At 62.4% G+C, this 14,958-nt stretch carries 13 protein-coding genes; 9 read left to right on the top strand and 4 right to left on the bottom strand.

All coding sequences use genetic code 11. The annotated features are described in order from the left end of the window. Positions 1 to 84: 84 nt before the first annotated feature. From FOY53_RS10480 to FOY53_RS10455, 6 genes are all read left to right on the top strand, one after another. Positions 85 to 2,142 carry a tripartite tricarboxylate transporter permease gene (locus tag FOY53_RS10480; protein ID WP_146588530.1) on the top strand — a complete coding sequence of 686 codons (2,058 nt, stop codon included), beginning with the start codon at positions 85 to 87 and terminating at the stop codon, positions 2,140 to 2,142. A gap of 13 nt (positions 2,143 to 2,155) precedes the next feature. Next, positions 2,156 to 3,421: a LysR family transcriptional regulator gene (locus FOY53_RS10475; protein ID WP_146588529.1), complete on the top strand. Its 1,266-nt coding sequence runs from the start codon at positions 2,156 to 2,158 to the stop codon at positions 3,419 to 3,421. A 186-nt stretch (positions 3,422 to 3,607) separates the two neighbouring features. After that, complete coding sequence (locus FOY53_RS10470) at positions 3,608 to 4,507, top strand: phosphate ABC transporter substrate-binding protein (RefSeq protein ID WP_146588527.1); 900 nt, start codon at positions 3,608 to 3,610, stop codon at positions 4,505 to 4,507. A 43-nt stretch (positions 4,508 to 4,550) separates the two neighbouring features. Beyond that, positions 4,551 to 5,579: an amidohydrolase family protein gene (locus FOY53_RS10465; protein ID WP_146588524.1), complete on the top strand. Its 1,029-nt coding sequence runs from the start codon at positions 4,551 to 4,553 to the stop codon at positions 5,577 to 5,579. Positions 5,580 to 5,611: 32 nt separating this feature from the next. Further along, on the top strand, positions 5,612 to 6,466 hold the full coding sequence (locus tag FOY53_RS10460; RefSeq protein ID WP_186766566.1) for an amidohydrolase family protein: 855 nt from the start codon (positions 5,612 to 5,614) through the stop codon (positions 6,464 to 6,466). Positions 6,467 to 6,500: 34 nt separating this feature from the next. After that, positions 6,501 to 7,481 carry a type 2 periplasmic-binding domain-containing protein gene (locus FOY53_RS10455; RefSeq protein WP_146588520.1) on the top strand — a complete coding sequence of 327 codons (981 nt, stop codon included), beginning with the start codon at positions 6,501 to 6,503 and terminating at the stop codon, positions 7,479 to 7,481. Between the two features lie 88 nt (positions 7,482 to 7,569). Here FOY53_RS10455 and FOY53_RS10450 read toward each other — a convergent pair whose 3' ends face one another. The 3 genes from FOY53_RS10450 to FOY53_RS10440 form a co-directional block, all read right to left on the bottom strand. Next, positions 7,570 to 8,475: an alpha/beta hydrolase gene (locus FOY53_RS10450; protein WP_342784141.1), complete on the bottom strand. Its 906-nt coding sequence runs from the start codon at positions 8,473 to 8,475 to the stop codon at positions 7,570 to 7,572. Next, positions 8,472 to 9,716: an MFS transporter gene (locus FOY53_RS10445; RefSeq protein WP_146588516.1), complete on the bottom strand. Its 1,245-nt coding sequence runs from the start codon at positions 9,714 to 9,716 to the stop codon at positions 8,472 to 8,474. Before FOY53_RS10445 ends, FOY53_RS10450 begins: the two co-directional genes overlap by 4 nt. Positions 9,717 to 9,840: 124 nt before the next feature. Then, on the bottom strand, positions 9,841 to 10,836 hold the full coding sequence (locus FOY53_RS10440; protein ID WP_246107348.1) for an ABC transporter substrate-binding protein: 996 nt from the start codon (positions 10,834 to 10,836) through the stop codon (positions 9,841 to 9,843). Positions 10,837 to 11,146: 310 nt separating this feature from the next. Here FOY53_RS10440 and FOY53_RS10435 point away from each other — a divergent pair, with 310 nt between their 5' ends. The 3 genes from FOY53_RS10435 to FOY53_RS10425 all read left to right on the top strand — a co-directional run bounded on the left by FOY53_RS10435 (position 11,147) and on the right by FOY53_RS10425 (position 13,426). After that, positions 11,147 to 12,184: a Bug family tripartite tricarboxylate transporter substrate binding protein gene (locus FOY53_RS10435; protein WP_146588514.1), complete on the top strand. Its 1,038-nt coding sequence runs from the start codon at positions 11,147 to 11,149 to the stop codon at positions 12,182 to 12,184. A gap of 193 nt (positions 12,185 to 12,377) precedes the next feature. Continuing rightward, a complete protein-coding gene (locus tag FOY53_RS10430; protein WP_222435240.1) occupies positions 12,378 to 12,896 on the top strand; it encodes a chromate transporter in 519 nt (172 codons plus the stop codon). Further along, the gene (locus tag FOY53_RS10425; protein ID WP_146588511.1) at positions 12,893 to 13,426 is read left to right on the top strand and encodes a chromate transporter; all 534 of its coding nucleotides are present in this window, start codon (positions 12,893 to 12,895) and stop codon (positions 13,424 to 13,426) included. Before FOY53_RS10430 ends, FOY53_RS10425 begins: the two co-directional genes overlap by 4 nt. 166 nt (positions 13,427 to 13,592) lie before the next feature. Here FOY53_RS10425 and FOY53_RS10420 read toward each other — a convergent pair whose 3' ends face one another. Further along, entirely contained in the window at positions 13,593 to 14,444 is an 852-nt protein-coding gene (locus tag FOY53_RS10420) for an HpcH/HpaI aldolase family protein (protein ID WP_146588508.1), read from the bottom strand. Positions 14,445 to 14,958: the final 514 nt, after the last annotated feature.

Here is a 14,958-nt window from a genome sequence, read left to right as displayed (position 1 = left end):
CGGGAACAACCGTCAACAAGGTCCGGATGGTCCGTTTCCCACCCCTGCGGAGACGAGGGCCACCGCGGACACGGAGGAGAAGATATGGAAGGTGAGTTTGCCCATCTCTTGGGCGCGGCAGGAGACGCATTGTTTCTGGTGCTGGAACCTGCCCGGGTCATGTATCTGGTCATCGGCGTGGTTGTCGGACTGGCAATCGGGCTGCTTCCCGGGATTGGCGGGTTGACCGGATACGCTCTTCTGGTGCCCTTCACATACTCGCTCGATGCCTATTCCGCGTTCGCGATGCTGCTCGGGATGCATGCCGTGACCTCGACCTCGGACACCATTCCGGCGGTGCTGTTCGGGGTGCCGGGGACATCGGCGTCGCAGGCAACCGTGCTCGACGGGTTGCCGATGACCCGCAGGGGAGATGCCGGTCGCGCGCTTTCTGCGGGCTTCTCTGCCAGTCTGTTCGGCGGTCTCATCGGCGCGATGATCCTGGCTGTGACCATTCCGATCATTCGGCCGCTGGTGCTGGCCATCGGGACACCGGAATTGCTGGCGCTGACGGTGTTCGGCATCGCGATGGTGTCCACCCTGTCGGGGAGCGCCCCGCTGCGCGGTATTGCGGCGGCTTGCTTTGGCATCCTGGTGGGCATGATCGGCGCCGACCACCAGTCGGGACAGATCCGCTGGGCCGGACCCATCCTGTATCTCTGGGATGGCGTGCCGATGCTGCCGGTGCTCCTGGGGATATTCGCCCTGCCCGAACTCTGCGATCTCGCCATTGCCCGCAGCGCACTCGCCGAAAAGGTTAAGTTCAAAGCCCTCGACGGCATGCTGGAAGGCTTCAAGGACACCGTCAAGAATTGGTATCTTGTGCTTCGCTGCAGCGCCATCGGCGCTGTCCTTGGCGCGATTCCGGGCATTACCGGTTCGGTCACGGACTGGATCGCCTATGCGCACGCGCTGCAATCCGAAAAAGGTGCATCCGAAACCTTTGGCAAGGGTGATGTGCGGGGGGTGATCGCACCGGAAAGCGCGAACAACTCCAAGGAGGGCGGAAGCCTCATCCCGACCATCGCCTTCGGGGTTCCCGGAAGTGCCGGACAGGCAATCCTGCTCAGCGCCCTGATGATCCACGGGTTGATCCCCGGGCCGTCCATGCTGTCGACCAATGTTGATGTCACCTATTCGCTGGTCTGGAGCATCGCGCTGGCGAATATCTTTGGCGCGGGATTGTGCTTTCTGCTTTCGGGGCAATTCGCGCGGATCTCGACCCTGCGCTATACGCTGGTGCTGCCGGGGATCATGGCAATCGTCTATGTCGGCGCGTTCCAGGGCTCGTCCAGCTGGGGGGATCTATACGCGCTGCTGATCTTTGGCGTGATTGGCTGGGCGATGAAGCGGCTGCGCTGGCCGCGTCCGCCCCTGATCCTCGGTCTCGTTCTGGGGGTGCTGATCGAACGCTACATGGCCATCTCGATCATGCGCTACGATGCGGCCTGGCTGCTGCGTCCCGGTGTGATCCTGCTGCTGGGCATGGCGCTGCTCGCGGTGCTGCGGCCGCTGATCCGGCCGGTCCTTCACGATGGCTTCGGGATCCTGATCCCGCGCGGCAAGCCGCGGTTGCGTGTCGAGGATCTTGCCTATGTTCCGGTCATCGGGGTCGCCACCTACATGCTGATCGCGGCGCAGGACTGGGCCTTCACGGCGCGGATCGGACCCACTGTGGTCGCCACGACGATGCTGCTGGCCTCTGGGCTGAGCCTGATGTTCCTGATGTTCTCGCGCCATGCGCCGGGTGAGAGGGGCACAAAGGCGGCCACAAAGCACGGCATCTACATGGACCTGGAATCCAGCAACGAACACGCCCTCGGGTTTGGCAGCATCATGCTTCGGGCCGGGATCTTCTTTGGCTGGTTCATCGGTTTTCTTGCGGTGATGTCCGTCATCGGCCTGATACCGACCGTGCCGATCCTGATCGTCGCCTTCATGCGCATCGAAGGCCGCGAGCGCTGGAAGCTGACACTGTCCTATGCGGCAATCACGACCCTGCTGATCTATATCGTGTTCGAACGGACCCTTCACATCGGTTGGCCGTCGACGTTCCTGGGCGAGATGTTTCCTGTTCTCGCCGACATGATCCCGTCGATGTAGGGATCAGGGTGCGATGTTGAAAAGTATCGACAATCCAGACCTGGCGCGGCCCGAGATCATGGGCCGCGCCAGTGACGGGCCGGGGTTTTTCCCCAGCTTGACGCGGCTGCGGGCCTTTTCGGAGGTCGCCCGCTTTGACAGTATATCGCGCGCCTCTGCCGAACTGCGCCGCTCGCAATCTGCTGTCACACAGGCTGTGCAGAACCTAGAACAAGAGGTCGGCGTCGAACTCTTTCAGCGGGCATCAACGGGATCTTACCTGACCAAGATGGGGCGGATACTGCAACGGCGGACCGACCGGTGCCTTTTGGCGATCAGAAACGCCGTGCAGACGGCGCGTCGCGATGGCAACAACGACCCCAGGGTCATTTCCAATGCCGCGCGCTGCATCACCCGGGCGCAGATCCTCGCTCTGACCGCCGTGTCCGAGCATGGCTCCTTTGCGCAGGCCGCCCGATACGCCAGCGTGTCCCTGACATCGCTGCACCGCGCCGCACGCGGGTTGGAAAAGCAGCTTGGTCGCCAGCTGTTCTTTACCACCGCGCAGGGCGTCGTCATCAATCCGGCCGGAACCCGGCTGTCGAGCGACCTGCTTCTTGCCATCCGTGAACTCGAATGGGCGCTGGAAGAGATCAACGCCGAAAAGGGCGAGTTGCGCGGACGCCTGTTGGTGGGCTCACTCCTGCTCGCCGGGAACCAGTATATCGCGGTCGCGGTTGACCGATTTGTCAGCCTTCACCCAGAGGTCAATCTGCGGCTCGACCACGGGTCTTACGGCGATCTCCTGTCAAAGCTGCGCGGCGGATCCATCGATTTCCTTGTCGGGCAGCTGAAGAACCCGGCACCGGTCGACGACGTGCGGGAACTGCCGCTGCGCAGCGAAAAATACGTCGTCGCGGTGCGTCGGGGCCATCCGCTGGCCGCAAAGCAGCGGATCACGCGGCGTGACCTGCTTGGCGCGGAATGGGTGGCGCCGCGTCCCAGCGCGCAGCGACGCCGTGTATTCGAAGATATATTCGGCCCCGGCCCCCTGCCGCGTTACGCCGTCGAAACCCATTCTCTGCTGACCATTCTGGTGATGCTGAGCGAGAGCGAAAGGCTGGCGCTGATGACCGAATCCGAACTTGGGTTGGACCGGCGGCTGGGCAATCATCTGGTGGCTCTCGATTACAAGATTGATGCCCCGCCAATCGATATCGGGGTCACCATTCGCGATCACTGGGAGCAATCCCGCCTGCAATGCAAGTTCCTGAGTTTCCTGCGAACTCAGGAGATTTGAACCACAGAAGACTCAGTCGCCAAGGCACAAAACCGATGGCGCAGGACGGCGTTGGAATTTCCGCTGTCATGCGCCCCGGGATAGCCTTTTTGAAAAGACCAGCAACCCCGCCCGGCGGAATTGCGGCATCGACCGGGGATCTGCGCGTCCAGACGCCCGGCCCGGACATGAAAGTGAGGTAAGGACATGGCCCCATCAAAGGCAAACACCGCTGCGGCGAAATTCAACGTGAGATTCCTGCTTGAGGACAAGCCCTGGGCGACGGAGTTCAAGGCGCATCCGCCAGCTTCCGAGCTGTTCGACATCGCCTTTGACCCCGCTGCGGTTGCCAGCACCCGGTTCAAGGCCTTTGTCCGCGAAGGCGCGCATGATTTCGGCGAACTGGCCATCGTCACCTTCCTGCAGGCGAAATTCTACGACAAGCCGTTCGTCCTGCTGCCGCTGGTGGTTTCGGGAAACTTTCACCACAAGTCGGTCGCTTACAACACCGACGCGGGCGAGATCACGCCCACCACGATGGAGGGGCGCAAGTTCGGTGTCCGCACCTATTCTCAGACCACCGGAGTCTGGGTCCGCGGCATCCTGCAAAACGACTACGGCACCGATTTGGACAAGGTCACCTGGGTGACCTACGAAGACGCGCATCTGGCCGAACACACCGATCCGCCGAACTGCCTGCGGGCGCAGGGCGGGCCCAAGACCCTGATCCCGATGCTTTTGAACAACGAGCTGGACGGCGGGCTGCTGGGGGGCAACATGCCCGACGATCCGCGATTGAAGCGCGTGATCGCCGATCCCGCGGGCGATGCGGAGAAATGGGAACAAGAGCACGGCTGCCGTCCGATCAACCACATGTTCGTCGTCACCAAAGAGCTGTGCAACAGCCGCCCGGACGTGGTGCGCGGAATGTATGACATGATGGTCAAGGTGCGCACCAAGGATAATTACCCGTTCCCGGTCGGCTTTGATGGCAACTGGGAAGCGCTGCGGCTGGTCAGCAAATACGCCTATCAGCAGGGCGTGGTAGGGCGCGAATACGCACCCGAAGAGCTGTTTGCCGACGCCGCCCGCGTGCTTCGGGCCTGACCCGCCATTCACAGAATACACACAGATACAGGGAGAGCATTCGATGATTATCGACTGCCACGGACATTACACCACCGCGCCCAAGGCATTGCGCGACTGGCGCGACACCCAGATGGCGGCCCTGAAGCAGCCGGGTGCGCCTGCCTGGAACGGCCCGCTCGGCATCAGCGATGACGAGATCCGCGAGTCGCTCGAAGGCGCACAGCTGAAGAAACAGCGCGAACGTGGCATCGACCTTGCGCTTTTCTCTCCCGGTGCGGGCCGGATGGCGCATCACGTCGGTACTGCGCAAACCTCCGAGGACTGGTCGCGCCAGTGCAACGACCTGATACACCGCGCCTGCCAGCTTTATCCCGACAACTTCATCGGGGTCTGCCAGTTGCCGCAGTCACCTGGCGTTGCCCCGGCCAACTGCATCCCGGAACTGGAACGCTGCATCAACGAACTCGGCTTTGTCGGCTGCAACCTGAACCCGGACCCGACCGGAGCCTACTGGACCGACCCGCCGATGACCGACCGCCACTGGTATCCGCTTTACGAAAAACTCTGCGATCTGAACGTGCCCGCGATGATCCACGTCGCCTCGTCCTGCAACCCCAATTTCCACGGCACCGGGGCGCATTACCTTGCGGCTGACACCACCGTTTTCATGCAGCTGCTGGAATCGAAACTGTTCGAGGATTTCCCCGAGCTGAAGCTGGTCATCCCGCATGGCGGCGGTGCGGTGCCCTACCACTGGGGCCGGTATCGCGGTCTGGCGCAGGACCGCAAACTGCCCCCGCTGGAGGAGCTTCTGCTCGACAACGTGTTTTTCGACACCTGCGTCTATCACCAGCCCGGCGTGTCGCTGCTGACCGAGGTGATCCCGGTCAAGAACGTGCTGTTCGCCTCGGAAATGGTGGGGGCTGTCAAAGGCATAGACCCGACCACCGGGCACTTCTTTGACGACACCCGGCGCTATATCGACGGTTCGCCCTGGCTGGATGAGCCCAAACGCCGGATGATCTTTGAGGACAACGTGCGTGCCGTCTACCCGCGCCTCGATGCCGAGCTGAAGCGGCGCGGACACTGAACTGCGCAGCCCCCCAACAAGGAGTCCAGACCGTGACAATCGTAGACATTCATCCGCACATCGTCTCGCCCGACACCGACCGTTATCCGATCACGCCGATCGGCGGCAAACGGTCCGACTGGTCCGCGGACCACGGCATCACCTTCGACCAACTGGTAGCGGCCATGGACGCCGCAGGCGTGGACAAGGCGGCCATCGTTCATTCCTCGACCACCTATGGCTTTACCTGCGACTATGTGGCGGATGCAATTGTCGGGCATGAGGACCGCTTTACCGGCGTGTTCTCGGTCAACGTTCTGGAACCGGACGGACCGAAGTGGATGCAGCACTGGGTCAACAAGGGTCTGTCGGGCATGCGGATTTTCGCCCGCGGCAGCACGATCAAGGATGCCTGGCTTGCCATCGACGATCCACGGATCTTTCCCTGCTACGAATATGCTTCGGAACACGGCATCTCGATGGCCTCCAACGTGACCGTCGACAAGTTCGACCAGCTTGAGAATGTGCTGAAGAGGTTCCCGGGGATGACCTTTATCCTCGACCATCTGGGCAAGACCGATTTCACCGATTGCGGCAATTATGACGCCGCCAGGCCGCTGTGGGATCTGGCGAAATACCCCAACCTCTATCTCAAGGTCGCGACGCGTAACTTTGAACAGTCGCTGGACCCCGAAACCCTGTTTCCCAAGCTGGTGGCGGAATTTGGCGCCAACCGGTTGGCCTGGGGGTCGAACTATCCGGCCTCCGAAGGCACCCTGCCGGAACTGCTGGCCAAGGCCCGCAACGGCCTGCGCGCCCTGTCGGACGATGATCGAGACTGGGTGCTGGGCAAGACGGCGCTGACGCTCTACCCGGCGCTGGCACAGGGCGAAGCTGTCGCCTCCTGACTTCCGGTTTTCCCCGCGTCGAACGGAGGCTGCAATGGCCAACCCGATTACGATTTCCTTGCGCAGCTATGGTCACACCGCCGACCTGAAGGCAGGCCTGATCCCGGTGGACGGTGCCGACCTCGATTTCATCGAGGTGGTGCCGCAGGTCCATGCCTTTCGCCGCATGGTCCGGGCGCAGGAATTCGCGGTCTGCGAACTGGCCCCGACCACCTATTTCATCGCCAAGTGCATCGGCCATGCGCCCTACACCGCCCTGCCAGTGTTCTTTGAACGCCGGTTCCATCACGGCGGCTTTGTCGTGCGTGAAGAGTCCGGGATCACCGAGCCCAAAGGGCTGGAGGGGCAAAGGGCCGGCGTCCGATCCTATTCCGGCACCACGGGGGTCTGGACGCGCGGCGTCTTTATGAACGAATTCGGCATGGACAATGACCGGGTGACCTGGGTGGTTTATGATGAGGAACATGTCACGCAACTGATCCTGCCCCCGAACGTCGAGCACGCGCCGCCAAGGTCGCTGTCGTCGCTGATGGCCAGTGGCGCCATTCAGGGCGGGTTTCTCAGCCGCGCCGACAAGGCGGCAAATGATGGCCACGCGGGCCTTGGCCGCGCCGGTGACGCGCCCGAAACCGCGGCCTACCGCGAGTTGGTTGATGATGCCATTGACAGAGGAGCAGAGTGGTTCGGCCGCACCGGCATCTATCCGATGCACTCTCTTCTGGTGATCCGGGACGACGTGTTGGCTGCGCGACCCGGCCTTGCCCGCGCGCTGTATGATGCGCTCTCCGAGAACAAACGCCGCCATGTCGCCGCCCTGATGGACGGAACCGCCCGGGAAAAGATCGACGACCGGTATCGCGCGCAGGCCAGGGTAGTTGGTGGCGATCCCCTGCCTTACGGGTTGGAGGCCAATCGCCCGTCGCTGGAGGCGCTGATGCGCTATGCCGTGCAGCAACGTCTGATCCCGGCCGACAAGGCGCGGCCCGTAGACGAGCTATTCGTGCCGTTCGACTGAAACAGGGCGCACTTTTTCCCAATCGGGTCTGGGGGGTGTCAAACCTTCGCCGATCTTCGCGGCGCAGCTTCGCGGACGAAAAAGCCGATCAGGCCGCTGGATCCTCGCCTGTCCGGCGCGCGCCACTGGCAAACTCGGCGATATGGTCAAACACCCGCTGCGCCAATGCCGACCCGGGCATCGAGCGCGGTGCGTCGAAATGATCGCCCTCCATCAGTTCTGTCTCGACCTGACCGCCAGCCTTGCGATAGCCCGCGATGAACCGGTCCATGTTCCTGGGCAGGTGCAGCGCGTCGCCCGCCCCCTGCACATACAGCATGTCGGGCAGGTCGATCGGATCGCCCCGTTCCAGCGCGTAGACCGGGCTGCCGTCCTGCATCGTCGCCTCGTTCAGCCAATAGGTCATCTGACCATGCCCCGCCCCGGCCCGCCCGGCCAGACTGGTGTCGCCCCGGGCTTCGCGCTCGAGGTTTTCCTGATAGCGGGTTGCCGGGCAAATTACCGGCCAGAGCGCCACCACCGACGCGACGCGGGCGTCGATCCCGGCGCCGCCCTCCAGAGGCAGGGCGGCATAGCGGGGATCGAAGGGTTTCAACGCCGTCAGTACCGCCAGATGGCCGCCCGCAGACGTGCCCATGATCCCGACCATATCGGCGCGCGTCCCGAACCGCGCGGCGTTCAGTTTCAGCCAGCGCACGGCATGGTTGGCGTCTGCAACAGAGGCCGGATAGGTGCCCTCGGGCGGCAACCGGTAGTCGGCGGCCATCACCACCACGCCGCGTGCGGCAAGCGCCCGATTGATGGGATCGTTGTTGGCATAGCCGCCTTTGAACCAGGCGCCGCCATGCAGATCGACATATGCGGGGAATGGCCCATCGCCCGCGGGGCGATAGATCCGCGCCCGCAGCGAAAGATCACCGAGGGTCAGGTGATCAAATTCTTCGGTGGTCACAGTGTACATTGGATTCTCCCTTGGTGTGCAACGCTCGGTCACGGATCGACCAGAGCGTCGCGTTTTCGGAGCTGTGGAAACATCAGGGCCCAGAGCACCGCGACCGAGATTGTGCCGATGCCGCCGAGCACAATTGCCGGCACCAGTCCGAACAGCGCTGCCGTGGCCCCGGATTCGAACTCTCCCAATTCGTTTGACGCGCCCAGGAACAGCGAATTGACCGCCGACACCCGCCCGCGGATCTCGTTCGGCGTGTCGCCCTGCACCAGTGTCTGGCGGATCACCACACTGATCACATCCGAGGCTCCGATGATCCAGAGCATCAACAGCGACAGGATGAGGTTGCTCGACAACCCGAAACAGATGGTCGCCAGCCCGAACACGATCACCGCGCCGAACAGCTTTGGCCCGGCGTGCCGGCGGATCGGCATGTAGCTGAGCCAGGCGCTGACCATGACTGCGCCGACCGCCGGCATCGACCGCAGAATGCCAAGACCGGACGGCCCGATCTCGAGCACATCGGCGGCGACAATCGGCAGAAGCGCCACCACCCCGCCGAACAACACCGACATCATGTCGAGCGAGATCGCCCCGAGGATGATCGGACGGCGGCGGATGAACACAAAACCTGCGAAAACGTCAGACAGTTTGACCGGCGCCTTGCCAGAGGCGGACCCGCGGGGCGCGATGGTCAGCAGCAGCGCGATCGCGACAAGAAATCCCATGACCGCGACCGAAAATGGTGCGATCGGGCCAAAGGTATACAGCAGCCCGCCCAGAGCCGGACCCACGATCACCGCCGTCTGCGACACCGATGCCGTCAGGCTGAGCGCCCGGCTCAGGTGATCGCGGCTGACCAGTGTCGGTGTCAGCGACTGTACCGCAGGCCCGGCAAAGCCGCGCGCGGTGCCGGAAAAGGTGAAGATCACATAGACCCACCCCAGAGGCACCGGATCACTGGTCGCGACCAGCATCAGTGCCAGTCCCGCCAAGGCATTTACGGCAAAGCACGAACAGATTACCAGCCGGCGGTCGAACCGGTCCGACACCAGGCCCGAAACGAAGACGACGACGAGTCTCGGCGCAAAGGCTGCCAGCCCGACCAGACCCAGCGCCAACGCACTTTGCGAGACATCGTAAACCAGCCAGCCGACGGCAATGTTGGTGATCTGCGTGGCCATCACCCAGATGAACCGCGCAACGATATAGCGGCGGAAATCCGGGTTGGATCCGACAGAGGTCCCGCTGGCGGGAGTGGTTTCGGCGGTATCGGAAAGGGTCATGAGCTCGACTGCACAACCCCGGCCATTGTGGCCGGGACAATAAGACCAGCGCGGCGCGCCGGGGGCCCGCTGCAAAGAAGTTCGACGCGGCCCGCAGTGCCGCGCCCGGTCGGCACGCCCGGTGTCAGGCTGTTGCCCTGATCGAATCCAGATCGAAGAACAAGTCTTCCATCGGAATCGGCCCGGATATCAGCTTCTGCTGTACCGCGTATTTCATCAGTGCCTCAATCGCCGGTCGGTTCTCTTCCAGCCCGTAGGGCAGGGGGTCGGGACCGACAATCTCGGTCAGCTTCAGCAGTTCCTTGTCCTTTTTGCCAGTTGCCTCGCCACTGCGCAGGCGCGCGAGGTAGAGGTCCTTGGCTTCCTGCAAACCCCGGAACAGTTTTCCTGCCAGTTCCGGATCTCTGGCCGCAACTTCATCCTTGATGACCAGGGTCGGATGGCAGGGATAGATTCCGGTGCGGTTGAACCACTCTTTTTCGCGCTCGAAAGCGTCTGGAATAAGTTCGTGATAGCTGTCGGTCGAGGGCTTGGACGTGTCGTTCCAGCCCGCCTTCGGCTTGCCCTGACGCCCGATCCCGGCATTGCCGTCCATGGCAATGTCCAGCTCGCCCCCGGCCATCATCGACACAAGCGACTTGCCGTCCGGCACTTTGATCACATTGTCGGGCAGTTGCAGTTCCTGAACGTGGTCCTCGTCGTCATAGTACCAGGTCACCTTGTCGGGATCGACGCCATATTCGTTCTGCAGCACGCCCCGGGTCCAGACGCCGGTGGTCACCGAATAGGCGCGGACACCGAACCGTTTGCCCTCGATGTCCTTTGGTGTCTCGATACCCGAGCCGGGGCGGACCAGAATGCTGGAATGGTGGAACCGGCGGTTGAAGAAGACAGGCAGCGCCTTGAAGGGTTTGCCCAGCGACCGGGCGATGAAGTAGGTCGTCGAGGCCAGTTCGCAGATGTCGAACTCGGTATCGCGGATCATCCGTCGAAAGGCCGCGATCTGCGGTTCAACTTCGACAAAATCGAGGTCCACGCCAGGAATTGTGACTTCGCCGGTCTTGAGCGGTGTCAAATAGCCGGCGGACCGCATCGAGATCGTATATTTTCTGTTGGCCAAGGCTCTGTCTCCTGCGTCGTATTGGCTTGGGTTTGAGGTCCGGACACGGGCAGGCCGGGCCGGATCGTCACATTTACCTAGACTGGCAGGGCGGCAAGCAACCTATCTGAATGCCTGCCCGCGGTATCAGTTTCGCGGACCCGCGCTTTCCCGAATGCCGCCGCCCCGATAGATATTAGGAACCGCGCGCCACGTGCCGAAGATCCAGTATTACCTGATCAACGAGTATCTTGAACCAAGGTTGAAATTGCGAAGATCCGCGCACGACTGACGCCGCAAGAAACGACACAACAAATGGGAGGGATTACTGATGAACCTGAAACTGGGAATTGCCTTTGGCGTGGCCGCAATTGCGGGCATGGCTCTGAGCGGGGTCGCGCAGGCGCAAGATACCGTTGCGGACTTTTACAAGGACAAGACCATCACGCTGCTGATCAGCGCATCGCCGGGTGGATCTTCGGATTTCTTCGGTCGCCAACTGGCCGAGCACATGGGCAAGTTCATTCCGGGCAATCCGACGATTGTGCCGGTGAACAAGTCCGGTGCCGGCGGCATGGTGGCTGCGGTCCAACTTCAGAATGCCGAGAAGACGGACGGAACCGTCATCGGATTTCTGCAACGCAACAACCTCTACACCTCGCTTCTGGAAGGCGATTCCGAAAACTTCGACCCGCGCGAAATGGCCTGGCTGGGGAGCATGAACCGCGTTTTCTATACTATTGTCGCCTGGAATACTTCGCCGGTGCAAAGTTTCGAAGAAATGTTTTCGAAGACGATGATCCTTGGCGCGACTGGGTTCTCCAACGAAAACCGGACGCTGCCTGCGCTGATCAACGAATATCTGGGCGGCAAATTCAAGATCATCCACGGATACACCGGCTCGGAAGAAGTCGGCATCGCCATGGAGCGTGGCGAGGTCGATGGCAAAGCCGCGACAGCCAACAACCTCACCGCCGGAAACGAGGCCGAGTGGATCGCCGACGGCAGGCTCAAAGTCATCTTTAACATGGCTTGGGAGAACCCGCCGGAATTCCCCGATCTGAAGAACTTTAACGACACGCCGATGGAGGACGAGGTCAAAAGCCTGATCAACTTCCTCATCCTGCCCTTCGACTCGGGCCGCCCGATTGCCGTCTCGAACAAGGTTCCGGCCGACCGGATCGCCGCGTTGCGCAAGGCCTTTGACGATACCATGGCCGATCCCGAGTTCATCGCGCGCATGAAAGAGCTGAATTCGTCGCTGGAACCGATCAGCGGCCAGCGGGTCGATGATATCGTCAAGGATTTGTATGCGACCCCCGAACCGGTCCTCGACAAGGTACGCAAACTGGTCAAAGCCCAGGACTGATGTCCGGAGCGTAAGTTTCACCACCTCAATCGGGCGGAGATTGTGCTCCGCCCGCTGCACGTCAGGGAACAGTCCAGGGCTCCCGGGTAGCTGACCGCGACCTGGGAGCGCGCCCGCGAACAAGGATGCGACAGCCCGGATGCAGATGCCTGCCAAACTCCAGATCCCACCGCCGACCTTGCTTCAACTGTTCATGGCCTTCGCGCGAATTGGCCTGACCAGTTTTGGCGGCGGCCTCAGCGGCTGGCTGCTGCGCGAGTTTGTCGAAACCCGCCAGTGGATCGGACGCGAAGAATTCCTGAACGGCCTTGCGGTGGCGCAGGCCCTGCCCGGGATCAACGTCACCAACATGTCGATCTGGATCGGCTATCGCCTGCACGGCACGATCGGCTCGGTTATCGGAGTGCTGGGGATTCTGCTGCCCGCGACCACGCTGATCATCCTGCTGGGTATCCTGTTCGGGACACTGACAGATGTCGGCCCGGTGCAGGTCGCGCTTGTCGGCGCGGCGGCGGCTGCGGTCGGCCTGCCCATGCATCTGGGCGTGACGATGGTTCTTCACCTGCGCCGGCAGGTGCTGCCCGTTGCGATCATGGTGATCAGTTTCCTTGCCGTCGTCTGGCTGCACGTTCCGCTGCTATGGGTTGTGATCGGCCTTGGCAGCGTCAGTGTGACGCTTGAATGGGTCCGCCTGCGGCGCGGCAAACCATGAAGGATGTTCTTTGGGATCTGGCCGCAGTCTTTGGGCCATTGTCGTTCGGCACCATCGGGGGCGGGTCCAGCGCCATTGCCGACATACATTATCAGGTGGTCGAGGTGCACAGCTGGCTGGACGAGACACAATTCGTCGAGGCCTTTGCCGTGTCGCGACTTGCGCCTGGGCCGGGGTCGCTGTTCGTGGCTCTGCTCGGCTGGGAAATTGCCGGCCTTCCCGGTGCGCTGGTCGCAACGCTTGCGCTTTTTCTGCCCACCGCACTGATGATGTACGGTGTCGCCGCGATCTGGTCCCGCTACCGGGGGGCGACTTTTCTCAACGCCATGGAACTGGGCCTGCGCCCCATTGCCGCCGGACTGATCCTCGCCGCGGTGTTCGTGTTGCTTCAGTCACTGAATGGCGGCTGGGCGGCGCGCGGGCTGGCCTTCGTCTCTGCTGCCGTGTTGATGCGCACCCGGATCAATCCGATCCTGCTGATCCTGTCCGGCGCGGGCCTGTTCCTGATCTACGATACGGTCCTGGCCTGACGACGCTACCGGGTCACCCCTGCGGGCAAGAGCTTGCCTGCGGTTTCGTATCTGTGTTGTCTGTCCGCGCCGATGCTGGGCGCAGCACATTCGTGCCCGATCCGGCGCAACACTGACATGTCGCGCCGGGTGGCGTTGCCCGCCGGGTCACTCCGGGCGAGTGAAGTCAGCCCCGTCCGGTCAGCTTGCGGCCATTTTCGAGTGTGCCAAAGCTGCGAACCGGGGACGCAAGCATCAGGTCAAAGCCCCATTCCACCACCTTTTCAAGGTTCTTTGCACCGGTATGCGGATGCCCCACCTTGACGCCATGCGCCTTGCAGGTCTGGACGATGTAATCCATCGCCTTGACCACGTCGGGGTGGTCGAAGTCGCGTGGGTGGCCCAGTTCCTGGCTCAGATCACCCTCGCCGATAAGCACGGCCCCGACGCCGGGCACCTTCAGGATTTCTTCGAGGTTGTCGATCCCACCGGAATCCTCGATCATCAGGATCGTCAGGATTTCGCCCTCGGGGTCGAGCGGCCAGACGTCGGCTTTTTTATAATATTCCTTGTTGGTGATCCCCCAGTACCGCGCCGCCGTGCCCGGGCTGTCGCCGCGGATGCCCGGAGGCTCGTACAGCGGCGCCGACTTCAGGCGCGGATACCGGCAGGCGCTGACTGCATTGGCGGCCTGTTCCGCGTCCGAGACATGCGGCCAGACGACACCGAACACACCCATGTCGAGCGCCTGCTTGGCCAGGAACTGGTTCATTTCGCCACCGTTGGCCGGAATCCGGCAGATCGGCGTGACACCGGGTGCGGCAGTGCCGCGTTCCAGGATCTGCCGGCGGTTCAGCATCCATTGCAGCGTGTCGCGCAGCCCCGACGGATCCCAGGGCCGGTGCTCCATTTCGTAGATCACGCCATCATAGGGCGCGCCGGTCACCCAGAGGGCCGATTCCATGCTTGCCGGTGCAAAGGTGCCAAAGGCGCGCTCGCCCCGCTCGAATGCGCCGATCACTGCGTTAAGTCTGGTCATGTCTACTCTCCCTCAGGCCGTCAGGACCTTGTTCCGCCGCGGATAGACCCGCCGCGCGTTGTCTTTGAATAGCTGCTGTCTGTCCTTTGCAGACAGTGGGCCAGCCCGTCGGCACCAGCTTTGATGGCGGGTGTCCGGTCGATGATGCGTTGTTCGACCGCATGGGATCCGGGCATGTTTGCGTCTTTCGTTCGGGAAAGGTCCGGCCGCCAGGAACGCGTCAGAGCCTTTCCTATGACCTACATGGGGGGATCGCCGGGGCGATAGTTCAAACCCCGTCGGAACCCATAGGAAAAGTGAAAAGCGCTTGCAGTGGCCAAGGGGCGGAGAAGCCGTAGGGATCAGGACCTTGGCGGGGTGCTGCCCGGGCATTTGCGCGACCGCCGTGACCATGGGCGGCGCCGAGGTATTCGACGCGCTCGACAAGGACGTGGTGGGGCATTGCCAACTTGATTGCATGTTCTGAACTGGTTACCGCTCACGCATGAAGATACCGCCCAAAATGCCGCGCCTG

Origin of the sequence: Puniceibacterium confluentis (assembly GCF_007923445.1) — a bacterium.
GTDB lineage: Bacteria > Pseudomonadota > Alphaproteobacteria > Rhodobacterales > Rhodobacteraceae > Puniceibacterium > Puniceibacterium confluentis.
Note: the sequence above shows the minus strand (reverse complement) of the source record. Positions and strands in the feature narration are given on the sequence as shown.

Coding starts and splice junctions, on each gene's coding strand:
- FOY53_RS10480 (WP_146588530.1), top strand. CDS start 85: ATGGAAGGTGAGTTTGCCCATCTCTTGGGCGCGGCAGGAGACGCATTG.
- FOY53_RS10475 (WP_146588529.1), top strand. CDS start 2,156: ATGTTGAAAAGTATCGACAATCCAGACCTGGCGCGGCCCGAGATCATG.
- FOY53_RS10470 (WP_146588527.1), top strand. CDS start 3,608: ATGGCCCCATCAAAGGCAAACACCGCTGCGGCGAAATTCAACGTGAGA.
- FOY53_RS10465 (WP_146588524.1), top strand. CDS start 4,551: ATGATTATCGACTGCCACGGACATTACACCACCGCGCCCAAGGCATTG.
- FOY53_RS10455 (WP_146588520.1), top strand. CDS start 6,501: ATGGCCAACCCGATTACGATTTCCTTGCGCAGCTATGGTCACACCGCC.
- FOY53_RS10445 (WP_146588516.1), bottom strand. CDS start 9,716: ATGACCCTTTCCGATACCGCCGAAACCACTCCCGCCAGCGGGACCTCT.
- FOY53_RS10435 (WP_146588514.1), top strand. CDS start 11,147: ATGAACCTGAAACTGGGAATTGCCTTTGGCGTGGCCGCAATTGCGGGC.
- FOY53_RS10430 (WP_222435240.1), top strand. CDS start 12,378: ATGGCCTTCGCGCGAATTGGCCTGACCAGTTTTGGCGGCGGCCTCAGC.
- FOY53_RS10425 (WP_146588511.1), top strand. CDS start 12,893: ATGAAGGATGTTCTTTGGGATCTGGCCGCAGTCTTTGGGCCATTGTCG.
- FOY53_RS10420 (WP_146588508.1), bottom strand. CDS start 14,444: ATGACCAGACTTAACGCAGTGATCGGCGCATTCGAGCGGGGCGAGCGC.